The sequence below is a fragment of the Neotamlana nanhaiensis genome, from assembly GCF_000943555.1.
GTDB lineage: Bacteria > Bacteroidota > Bacteroidia > Flavobacteriales > Flavobacteriaceae > Neotamlana > Neotamlana nanhaiensis.
Map to the genome: position 1 here is coordinate 861,131 of NZ_JTDV01000001.1, position 12,204 is coordinate 873,334.

Below are 12,204 nucleotides of genomic sequence, written 5' to 3' on the forward strand. Positions count from 1 at the left end.
TTGCTTTAAAAAACTATGCGCAGATTAAAAACTCAAACAACATGGATAAAAAAATATTAATTGTACTTACAAGCCACAGTGAAAAGGGAAATACTGGCAAAAAAACTGGTTTTTATTTAAGTGAAGTGTCTCATCCTTGGGACGTATTTAACAATGCGGGGTACACCGTAGATTTTGTTAGCCCAAAAGGCGGAAAAGCACCCGTTGATGGTTTTGATTTAGATGACCCAATCAATAAAAAATTCTGGGAAAACGAATTATATCATCATAAGATTGAAAACACAAATACACCTGCTCAAATTAACCCTGATGAATATGCTGCTATATTTTATGCAGGTGGACATGGTACCATGTGGGATTTTCCAGAAAATGAAGCACTAGCCACTCTTGCTCAAAAAATTTATGAAAACAATGGAGTGATTAGTGCCGTTTGCCACGGACCAGCAGGTTTGGTAAACATAAAACTGAGCAACGGTAAGTATTTGGTTGATGGCAAAAAAATAAATGCCTTTACAAACGAGGAAGAAAGCGCCGTTAAATTAGAAAAAATAGTACCGTTTTTACTTGAAAGTAAACTTATTGAACGTGGTGCCATTTTTGAAAAATCGGCACCATGGCAAGTGCATGTTACTGTAGATAGTCGTGTGGTAACTGGCCAAAATCCACAATCGGCACATCAAGTAGGTGAAGCTACACTCAAAGAAATTGAAAAACTAAAATAAGTTTTTAGCCAAAAGACTGATGAATAAAACGCAATTAATCATCAGTCTTTTGTTTTTTTACAGGATGCCACAGGATAGAAATACAGGAGTTAAGGAGTAGTTTTATTTTTATATGTATTTTTACTAGCAATTACATATAATAAGACAAAACGCCTAACATGATAAAGCAACTAAAACAATTACTTTTAGCATCCACCATCCTTTTCGGAATTAACGCCACAAACGCACAACAACAAGAAGAAGTTGAGTTGTGGGAGAAAGTTCCAAACTCTATTGAAAACAAAGATTACCAAGAGCATTTCCGTACAAACTCAAAAGGAGAAGCCACTGGTATTTTGAAAGTTACAAATCCGAGATTAAAAGTATTTTTAGCTGATAATAACGCTAATAGTAATGCGGCAGTTATTATTTGCCCTGGTGGCGGTTATGGTGTTTTATCGCACGATAAAGAAGGTGATAAAGTGGCCGAATGGCTTAATAGCATTGGTATTTCTGCATTCGTATTAAAATACCGTTTGCCTAGTGATATCATCATGAAAAACAAGACTATCGGTCCGCTTCAAGATGTTCAAGAAGCTATTAGAACCGTAAGACGTAATGCCACAACTTGGAATATAAACCCAGAAAAAGTAGGCATTATTGGCTTTTCGGCTGGCGGCCATTTGGCTTCAACAGCTTCCACACATTATAATGATGATGTTTACAAACACGATAACATGAGTGCACGACCAGATTTTTCAATGTTGATTTATCCAGTAATCTCAATGGAAGACGGTATAACTCACAATGGATCGAAAGTAAATCTTTTAGGCAAAAAGGTTTCAAAAGCATTAATTGAAAGCTACTCTAACGAAAAACAAGTTGATGCCAACACACCGCCTACAATTCTAATTCATGCCACCGATGATCACGCTGTTCCTGTAGAAAATTCAATTAATTACTATTTGGCTTTAAAAGAACATAAAGTTCCTGCCGAAATGCATATTTACGAAGATGGTGGCCATGGCTTTGGTTTAGGCAGAACAGGCACGCACACGAATTGGCCAAAAGCTTGCGAGCAATGGCTTATTGCTAATCATGTTATTCCAGAACCATCTGTTTATATGTTTTCGTACTTTAAAGGCAATGGGGAAGATGGATTACATTTTGCCTACAGCTTTGATGGTTATAAATTTACTACACTAAAAAACGACCAATCGTTTTTAACGCCAATGGTTGGGAAAGATAAATTAATGCGCGACCCTTGTATTATTAAAGGCGGTGACGATTACTACCACATGGTTTGGACCGTAAGTTGGACCGATAAAGGTATTGGTTATGCCAAATCGAAAGACTTAATACATTGGTCGGAGCAAAAATTTATTCCAGTGATGGCACACGAACCAAATGCCAGAAATACTTGGGCGCCTGAGGTTACTTACAATCCTGAGACGAAAGACTATATTATTTACTGGGCAACTACTATTACTGGAAAATTCCCTGAAACTCAAATTGAAGACGATGCTGGATACAACCACAGAATGTATTACACCGTAACCAAAGATTTTGAAACCTTTAGCGACACTAAATTATTTTACGAACCAGGATTTAATGTGATTGATGCTACAATTCAAAAAGAAGGCGAAAAGTTTATTATGTTTTTAAAAGATGAAACTAAAAAACCCGTTAGAAAAAATTTAAAATTGGCGTTTAGTGACAAATTAGAAGGTCCATACTCTAAAGCTAGTGAGCAAATTACTGGTAAATATTGGGCAGAAGGACCAACAGCTATTAAGGTTGATGGTAAATGGACGGTTTACTTTGATAAATACACCGATCATAAATACGGTGCGGTACAATCGGCAGATTTAGAACATTGGGAAGATATTTCAGATAAAATTGAATTTCCAAAAGGCACCAGACACGGTACTATTTTTAAAGTACCTTTTTCGGTTTTTAAAGCCTTGGAAAGGCTATAAAATAAAACTTTAACTCTCATAAAGAAGCTGTCTAAAAAGTCGTTTTTTGTCAATCTGAACTTGTTTCAGATTCTGAAATAAATTCAGAATGACAGATTTCACATTTTTTAGACAGTCTAATTTTTTATATACTCAAAAACACAGCCTTTCCTTTTAAATAGAGTTTCTATCAATAAAATTAAAATCTACTTTAACTTTTCCTTTCTTTTTATTTAAAATCATAGACGCGGCGGTTTCACCCATCATTTTAAAATCGGTTGAAATTACTGTAATCCCCAATAAATCTTTTAAAGGTGTATCATTATACGAAATAATACCAATTTCCTTTCCTAAAACAAATTCATCTTCACGCACTTGTTTTACGAGGTTTACTAAATCTGATTCTTCAATAGTGATAAATAAATCTCCCTTTTTCAAAATGATATCGTCGTAAACTTCATTTAAAATTTCAAAATCTAAATTAAATTCACTGCAAAACTTTCTAAATCCATGTAAAATTCGTCTCGGATACGGATATACCGAACTATCTGGATAAACCAAAAACAGTTTTTCGTATTTTTTAATTTTTTCGGCGCCTTCTTTTAAAGCATTGTAAATATCATTTTCAAAATCTTGAGACACTTCAATAAATTTTCCATCAATATTTAATTTGGTATTATCTAAAATTACCAACCTATCCCTTGGCACATTTTTTATGGCTGCCAAAACTTTATCGGTAAAACTTACGTGACGTAAATCTTCGGTTTTAAAATGCGGCATAATCACATAATAATCGTAAGCCGATTTGTTTTTATCCATTAAATTTAAAAACAACGACTCGTCACAATGGTAAATATGTAACTCGGTATGCGAATTGGCACCTATACTATCAATAAACGAGTTATAAATACGCATTTTATATGAACTCAGCTTATTTACTAAAAATAAAATATTGACTTTTGATATTAATTTGGTTCGCGTAATGTAATAGCCTTTACCTCGAATTGACGAAATGATATTGCGTTCTTTTAAAATGTTATACGCTTTTTCTACCGTATCACGCGATAAATAAAACTCTTCACTTAGCATATTTATCGATGGTATTTTTTGGTCGATGGTTAAGTTACCAACCGAAATATTATGAATTATAGAATCTACAATTTGTTGATATTTAGGAATTCTTGAATTTTCGTCAATTAATATAAACTTCATTACTTCCATAATTCTTGGAGATGTTTTTAGATTTAAAACTTACACGAACGCAATGTTTTTCAACATTTAATATTCAAATAAACGGTCTTAAAATTAGTATTCAAAATAAAAGTAAAATGAAATTTGACACATTTTTAACAATCTACATTAAATTTTAGTTAAACGGGATAGTACAGGATAGAAACTTTTAATTGATAACTTAATTTAGCTACACAAAATTTAAACAACTAATGGACACACTAACAGAAAATTTTAAATACGTTGATTATTTATGGGACGATAAAAAAGCGGAAGCTTTAGGAGACGACCAAGTTGCTCTATTTTTATATCGTTCTAATATACTTGGAGCCGATTTAAGAATTACCAATTACGGCGGTGGTAATACCAGCTGTAAAACCATAGAAAAAGATCCTTTAACAAACGAAGATGTTGAAGTAATGTGGGTAAAAGGTTCTGGTGGAGACATTGGTACTCTAACACGTTCTGGAATTGCGGGTTTATACACAAACCGTTTACGCGATTTAAAAAATGTTTATGGCGGTTTAGATGATGAAGACAGAATGGTTGGTTTATTTAACCACTGTATTTACGATTTAGATAGTAAAGCACCTTCTATTGATACACCTTTACACGGACTTTTACCTTTTAAACACATAGACCACTTACACCCAGATGCACTTATTGCCGTTGCTGCTGCAAAAGATAGCGAAAAAGTTACCAAAGAAATTTGGGGAGACACTATGGGATGGGTGCCATGGCAACGTCCTGGTTTCGATTTAGGTTTACAGTTAGAAAAATGCTTAAACGACAACCCTGGTATTCGTGGTATTGTTTTAGGTAGCCACGGGTTATTTACTTGGGGTGATACGTCGTATGAATGTTATATGAATAGTTTAGAAGTTATAGAAATGGCTTCAGACTATATCAACAAGAAAATTGAAGCTCAAGGCGAGGTTTTTGGCGGACAAAAAGTACAAAGTTTACCAAAAGAGGAGCGTTTAGAAAAAGCAGCGCAATTAATGCCTTTATTAAGAGGTTTATGTTCATCAGAAAACCGTATGATTGGTCATTTTTCTGATAGTGATGTGGTGATGCAATACATTAATAGCAACGACCTTGAGCGTTTAGCGCCAATGGGAACGTCTTGTCCAGACCACTTTTTACGCACAAAAATTCAACCATTAGTACTAACACTTGATGCTAACGAAGATTTAAGCAACGGTGCCGAAGTTTTAAAGAAATTAGAACCAGCATTCGAGCAATACAGACAAGAATACGCCGATTATTACAACACGTGCAAGCGTGATAATAGTCCTGCAATGCGTGATCCTAACCCGGTAATTATTATTTATCCAGGTGTTGGTATGTTTAGTTTTGCAAAAAACAAACAAACAACTCGTGTGGCTAGCGAATTTTACATCAACGCAATTAATGTAATGCGCGGTGCAGAGGCGATTACAGAATATACGTCTTTACCAAGACAAGAAGCTTTCGATATTGAATATTGGTTATTAGAAGAAGCTAAATTACAACGTATGCCAAAAGAGCAACCATTATCGCGTAAAGTAGCATTAGTTACTGGTGCTGGTGGTGGTATTGGTAAGGCTATTGCCGATAAACTAGCTGCCGAAGGTGCTAACGTTGTTTTAACTGATATTAACGAAGATGCACTTAAAGAAGCTAATGGAACGTACAAACGCGATGTTTCAACTTATGCTATTTGTGATGTAACTAACTACGAATCGATTGTAAACGCATACAAAAAAGCTTGTGTTGAGTTTGGTGGTGTAGATATTATAGTACACAGTGCTGGTTTAGCTATTTCTAAGCCAATTGAAGAAACTACTCAAAAAGACTGGGATATTTTACAAAATGTATTAGTAAAAGGTCAGTTCGAGCTAGCAAAAGCTGGTGTAGAAGTTATGCGTAAGCAAAACTTAGGTGGAAACTTTATAAGTATAGCAAGTAAAAACGGATTAGTTTCTGGTCCAAATAACGTAGGCTACGGTACTGCAAAAGCTGCACAACAACATATGTCGCGTTTATTAGCTGCCGAACTTGCTCCAGACAAAATACGTGTAAACGTAGTAAACCCAGACGGTGTTATTGTTGGTAGTAAAATTTGGGAAGGCGCTTGGGCCGAAGGTCGCGCTAAAGCTTACGGTATTACTGTTGAAGAATTACCTGCACACTACGCAAAAAGAAATTTATTAAACGAAATTATTTATCCAGACGATATAGCTAACGGTGTTTTCTCATTAGTTGCTATATTAGACAAAACTACTGGAAATATTGTAAATGTTGATGGTGGTATGGCCAATGCATTTGTAAGATAATATTAAAATTTAGTTTGTTTAGTTATAAAAACTTCCATAGCATAATTTTATATATGGGAGTTTTTTTTTAAAAATTCACCAATGAAATTAAATAAAACACAAATACACGATATAAATCAAAAGGATTTAAAATCGCACGAGAGTGATTTTAACTATTTATCCGATAAATTAACAAACAAAGGTCTTGATGTTAACAGCATTGTTTCTAAACTAAAAGATTTTCAAGTAGCTATTCCTAGTTGGGCTTTAGGTGCTGGAGGAACACGCTTTGGGCGCTTTTCGTTTTATGGAGAACCTTCTAGTTTAGAGCAAAAAATTGATGATATTGGCGTTATTCATGCATTAACGCAAACAGCTGGAGCTGTATCGCTTCATATTCCTTGGGATATTCCTTCAGATTATAACGCTATTAAAGAAAAAGCCGATGCGTTAAACATAAAGTTCGATGCCGTAAACTCGAATACGTTTCAAGATCAAAAAGGTGCTCAAGAAACATACAAATACGGTTCGTTAAGTAATACGAGTAAAGCGGTTAGAGAACAAGCTATTCAGCATAATTTAGATGTTATAAACATTGGAAACAAACTAGGTTCTAAAGCCTTAACCGTTTGGTTAGCCGATGGTTCTTGTTTTCCTGGACAAAATAATTTTCAAACAGCATTTCAAAACACACAAGATAGCTTAATTGATATTTACAAAGGATTACCAGACGACTGGAAAATGCTTGTAGAATACAAACCATACGAACCTAACTTCTACAGCACCGTAATACAAGATTGGGGAGCTTCCTTAATGTTAGCTAATGGTTGTGGCGATAAAGCTTATACTTTGGTTGATTTAGGACACCATTTACCAAACTCTAATATCGAGCAAATTGTTTCTATTCTTCAATTAAAAGGAAAATTAGGTGGTTTCCACTTTAACGATAGCAAATATGGCGACGACGATTTAACTGTTGGAAGCATTAAACCTTATGCCCTATTCTTAATTTTTAACGAATTGGTTTACGGTATGGAAAACAACCCGCAAAACCCAGATTTAGCGTGGATGATTGATGCAAGCCATAATGTAAAAGATCCGTTAGAAGATTTAATTCAATCCCTTGAAGCAATACAAGAAGCTTACGCGAAGGCGCTTTTAATTAATCAAGCCGATTTAAAAGCAGCCCAATTGCATCATGACGTTGTTAAGTGTCAAGAAATTTTACAAGATGCTTACCGTACCGATGTTCGTGCCTTATTACAACAAGCTCGGTTAGATGCTGGTGGCGCTTTAAGTCCTATTAACGCTTACCGCAACTTAAATGTAAGAAACGAACTTATAACAGAACGCGGTAAAAACACTGTTGCAACAGGTTTATAATTATTTATATGATTGATGTAACTGCAGTTTTTGATATAGGTAAAACCAATAAAAAGTTTTTTCTGTTCGATAAAGACTTTAAAGAGGTTTACAAAGAATACATTTCGTTTGATGAAATTGAAGATGAAGACGGCCATCCAACCGAAAATTTATCCGAGTTGCAAAAATGGTTAAAAGGCGTTTTCGAAAACATTTTAAATGCTTCAGAATACAATATTAAAGCCATAAACTTTTCAACTTATGGTGCTAGTTTTGTGCATTTAGATGAAAACGGCGAAGCATTAACACCACTTTACAATTACACCAAACCCTTAGATGAAGGTATTGTAAAATCTTTTATTGAAAAATATGGTCCAAAAGAAGATTTTCTAAAAAAAACAGGCTGTTTCGATTTAAGTTTGCTAAACTCTGGTTTACAACTATATTGGCTTAAACATAGCAAACCAGAAATCTTCAAGAAAATAAAATATTCGTTGCATTTGCCACAATATTTAAGCTATATTTTTACAGGTATTCCGTTAAGCGAATACACCAGTATTGGTTGCCATACCGCCTTATGGGATTACACTAAAAAAGATTATCACCCATGGGTTTATAAGGAAGAATTACATAAAATTTTACCTCCAATAGTGTCAACCGAAACTAGCATTAACATGAACTATAACGGGAAACGCATTAAAATTGGTGTTGGTATTCACGATAGTTCTTCAGCCTTATTGCCTTATGTGCGCAGCATAAAGAAAAAGTTTGTATTGGTGTCAACAGGTACTTGGAGTATTTCTCTAAATCCGTTTACCGAAAAGCCCATTTCCGAAAATGGTGAATCGATAAACTATATGCGAATTAACGGCAAACCAGTTAAAGCTACTCGTTTATTTTTAGGTAACGAATACAAAATTCAAGTTAAAAAATTAGATGAAAAATTTGGTGTAAAAGACAATTATCACAGAAGTGTAAAGTTCGATTACGATATTTATACAAAAATCAATAAAGACTTTAAAAACAGGTTTAAATGGGAAGGCTTTTCAACTGCAGATATGCCTACTGAAACGAGCATTCCACAAGAAACCTACGAAGAAGCTTACCATCAACTTATGACGGAATTGGTACTGCTTCAAATTAAAAGTATAAAAGATGTTATTGGCGACGATGCCATAAAACGCCTTTATGTTGATGGCGGATTTAGCGATAACGACCTGTACATTAAACTATTATCACATCATTTTAGAGATAAAAAATTACGCACCACCGATTCTTCTTTAGGTTCGGCATTAGGTGCTGCAATTTCAATTTCAGACACGAAATTAAATTCTAAATTTTTAAGGAAAAATTATGCTTTAAAAAAGCATGTTCCTTTTATTATTAAGTAGTAATTTTATTAGATAGTTTAAAAGGAAATTAAACGATCATAAAACTTACTTACCAATCAAAATTTAATAACGCATAACATGGCAATAAAGTTCGATACCCGATATCCATCAATAGACGACTTAAGAGCAAAAGCGCAAACCAAAATACCGCGTTTTGCTTTCGAATATTTAGATGGTGGCTGTAATGAAGATGTAAATTTAATTAGAAACACATCCGAACTTAGAGAAGTTCAATTAAAACCCAATTATTTAAGAGCTCATACGGGGTCTTCATTAAAAACGAAGCTTTTTGGTGTAGAATACGATGCGCCGTTTGGCATTGCTCCTGTTGGTTTACAAGGTTTAATGTGGCCTAATTCGCCAGAAATTTTAGCAAAAGCAGCCTTCGAGCATAACATACCTTTTATTTTAAGTACCGTAACAACAACTAGTATTGAGCGCGCTAGCGAACTAACCGAAGGTAAGGCATGGTTTCAATTATATCATCCTGCTGAAGACAGATTACGTGACGATATTATTAACCGTGCTGCAGCGGCTGAATGCCCTGTTTTAGTAATACTTTGTGATGTTCCTACTTTTGGGTTTAGACCACGTGATATTCGTAACGGTTTGGCAATGCCCCCAAAAATGTCGGTTAAAAATATCCTTCAAATATTAGGAAAACCACATTGGGCAATGCAAACCTTAAAATATGGTCAGCCAAACTTTGCTAACTTAAAACCATACATGCCAAAAGGTTTAGATTTAAAACAATTAGGCAAGTTTATGGATCAAACGTTTAGTGGAAGATTAAACGAAGAAAAAATAAAACCTATTCGCGATATGTGGAAAGGTAAATTGGTTTTAAAAGGTGTTGCTAGTGAATATGACACCGAAGAAGCGATACGTTTAGGACTCGACGGCATCATTGTTTCTAATCACGGCGGAAGACAACTAGACGCTGGAGAATCTACCATTAAACCATTGACCACATTAGCCGAAAAATACGGTGATAAAATTGAAGTGATGATGGATAGTGGCGTACGTTCAGGACCAGATGTGGCAAGAGCTATGGCTAGTGGTGCTAAATTTACCTTTATGGGACGCTCGTTTATGTATGGCGTTTCTGCGCTAGGTAAAAAAGGTGGTAACCACACCATTTCACTTTTAAAAACCGAATTACAACAAGTTATGGAACAACTTAATTGTGCGACCACTTCAAATTTTGGAGATCATCTCATAAAATAAGCTTCCTTAAAAACTAATAAAACCAACTAAATTATGACACAATATAGCATAGAAGAAGAGATAATTGATGAGGCCGCAGGCGGCGAATTTGAAAGAACCCCTGTACCGCAATCGAAACTTAAAAGTTGGAAAAGCTTTTTAGGAATGTATGCTGGTGAGCATGCTGCGGGAACCGAATTTGTTATTGGCCCACTATTTTTAACCACAGGTGTAAGCGCCTTCGATTTAATTATTGGATTACTTCTTGGTAACTTTTTAGCCGTTTTATCTTGGCGTTTTTTAACTGCCGAAGTTGCCGTTAAAAACCGTTTAACTCTATACTACCAATTAGAAAAAATTTGTGGTAAAAAATTAGTAACAGGCTATAATTTAGCCAACGGTATTTTATTCTGTTTCTTGGCTGGCGCCATGATAACCGTTTCGGCCACAGCAGTTGGTATTCCTTTCGATATGCCCATGCCAAAACTAACCGATACCACACCCAATGGCTTAACTTGGATAATTATAGTTTTAGCTATTGGCGCAGTAATTTCAATTATTGCAGCACGCGGTTACGACACGGTTTCTAAGGCCTCAAATTATATGTCGCCTATTATTGTTTTAGGCTTTTTAATTGCAGGAATAGTCGCTATTAACCAACTTGGTGTTGCTAGTTTTGCTGACTTTTGGGCTATTTGGGGAGAAGGTTCGGAGCCATTTCCAGGACAAATAAAATACACCTTTTGGCACGTAGTCATTTGGTCATGGTTTGCAAATGCTGCAATGCATGTTGGTATGTCCGATTTATCGGTTTTTCGTTTTGCTAAAAAAGCAAGTTCTGGATGGACCACCATTGCAGGTATGTATGTTGGCCATTATATGGCTTGGATATCGGCTTGTTTAATGTATGCCGTATATTTAAAAACTCCAGAAGCCCAAGCTATTGTTGCTGCAGGCGGCGCTCCTTCGGTTGCTCCTGGACCAATGGCTTATAATACTATTGGTATTTTTGGTGTTATTGTTGTGTTACTTGCCGGTTGGACTACCGCGAACCCAACTATTTATAGAGCAGGTTTAGCTTTTCAAGCGATTATGCCTAAAACATCAACATTTTGGGTAACTATAATTGCTGGTTCCGTTGCTACAATTGCTGGATTATTCCCTGCTTTTGCGATGCAATTACTAGATTTTGTTGCGCTTTACGGTTTTATTTTAGCACCTGTTGGAGCCATTATTGTTTTCGAACATTTCTTTGCTAAACAATACGGAATCATTAAAAACTATGCTGAACAAGCCAATATAAAGTTTAATAAATCGGTACTTTTTGCTTGGGCATTAAGCTTTGGAATATTTTACTTTATTTCAGTACAATTCGATGTGTTTTTATCCTTTGTAACACTTCCCGCTTGGTTATCGTGTGGGGTGCTATTTTTAATATTTAGCAAATTTTCGCAAAAAAGTGCTTAGTTAAAAACAAACTGATTAATTTTTGGTGCAAATGAATTTAAAACTTAGTTTAATTAGCGCCAACATAATATAAAGCTAAAAAACCGTCCCAAAACAAATTGAGACGGTTCTTTTAATCAACAAAACTAACCTATAGCCTAAATAACTAACACTATTTTCTTAATTTTTTTATGATGCTTAAAGCGTTGGCAACACTTTGAGTTAACTTATCGAAGTCTTTGTTGGCAATAATATCTTTTGAAATTAATTGAGACCCCATACCTACACAAGTTACACCAGCATCAAACCAGCCTTTTAAATTTTCTTCGGTTGGCGATACACCACCTGTTGGCATAATGCTTGTCCAAGGTTGTGGGCCTTTTACACCTTTCACAAAGTTCGGTCCGTAAATACCTCCTGGGAATAACTTCACGATTTCGCAACCTAATTCTTCTGCTTTAGCAATTTCGGTTAAGCTACCACATCCTGGAGACCATAATACTTTACGACGGTTACAAACCACAGCGATATCTTCGCGTAACACAGGTGTTACAATAAAGTTTGCTCCTAAAGCCATATACAATGACGCCGCTGCTGCATCGGTAACAGAACC

At 35.3% G+C, this 12,204-nt stretch carries 9 protein-coding genes; 7 read left to right on the forward strand and 2 right to left on the reverse strand.

What is annotated here, in order from left to right; genetic code table 11:
• Positions 1-41 precede the first annotated feature (41 nt).
• Positions 42-722 carry a type 1 glutamine amidotransferase domain-containing protein gene (locus PK35_RS03195; protein WP_044625265.1) on the forward strand — a complete coding sequence of 227 codons (681 nt, stop codon included), beginning with the start codon at positions 42-44 and terminating at the stop codon, positions 720-722.
• Positions 723-880: 158 nt separating this feature from the next.
• Positions 881-2,680 carry a prolyl oligopeptidase family serine peptidase gene (locus PK35_RS17085; protein ID WP_052825842.1) on the forward strand — a complete coding sequence of 600 codons (1,800 nt, stop codon included), beginning with the start codon at positions 881-883 and terminating at the stop codon, positions 2,678-2,680.
• Positions 2,681-2,833: 153 nt separating this feature from the next.
• Here the strand turns inward: PK35_RS17085 and PK35_RS03205 are convergent, their stop codons facing one another.
• Positions 2,834-3,880: a GntR family transcriptional regulator gene (locus tag PK35_RS03205; protein WP_044625149.1), complete on the reverse strand. Its 1,047-nt coding sequence runs from the start codon at positions 3,878-3,880 to the stop codon at positions 2,834-2,836.
• Positions 3,881-4,101: 221 nt separating this feature from the next.
• On the opposite strand from PK35_RS03205, the gene PK35_RS03210 reads away from it, so the two are divergent.
• The 5 genes from PK35_RS03210 (at position 4,102) to PK35_RS03230 (ending at position 11,612) form a co-directional block, all read left to right on the forward strand.
• Entirely contained in the window at positions 4,102-6,207 is a 2,106-nt protein-coding gene (locus PK35_RS03210; protein WP_044625150.1) for a bifunctional rhamnulose-1-phosphate aldolase/short-chain dehydrogenase, read from the forward strand.
• A gap of 81 nt (positions 6,208-6,288) precedes the next feature.
• Complete coding sequence (locus PK35_RS03215) at positions 6,289-7,569, forward strand: sugar isomerase (RefSeq protein ID WP_044625151.1); 1,281 nt, start codon at positions 6,289-6,291, stop codon at positions 7,567-7,569.
• Between the two features lie 8 nt (positions 7,570-7,577).
• The gene (locus tag PK35_RS03220) at positions 7,578-8,939 is read left to right on the forward strand and encodes an FGGY-family carbohydrate kinase (protein ID WP_044625152.1); all 1,362 of its coding nucleotides are present in this window, start codon (positions 7,578-7,580) and stop codon (positions 8,937-8,939) included.
• Positions 8,940-9,017: 78 nt separating this feature from the next.
• Complete coding sequence (locus tag PK35_RS03225) at positions 9,018-10,166, forward strand: alpha-hydroxy acid oxidase (protein ID WP_044625153.1); 1,149 nt, start codon at positions 9,018-9,020, stop codon at positions 10,164-10,166.
• 33 nt (positions 10,167-10,199) lie between these two features.
• Positions 10,200-11,612 carry a purine-cytosine permease family protein gene (locus PK35_RS03230; protein WP_044625154.1) on the forward strand — a complete coding sequence of 471 codons (1,413 nt, stop codon included), beginning with the start codon at positions 10,200-10,202 and terminating at the stop codon, positions 11,610-11,612.
• Positions 11,613-11,763: 151 nt separating this feature from the next.
• Here PK35_RS03230 and PK35_RS03235 read toward each other — a convergent pair.
• A partial coding sequence (locus PK35_RS03235) for a beta/alpha barrel domain-containing protein (RefSeq protein WP_044625155.1) occupies positions 11,764-12,204 on the reverse strand: 441 nt, incomplete at its 5' end.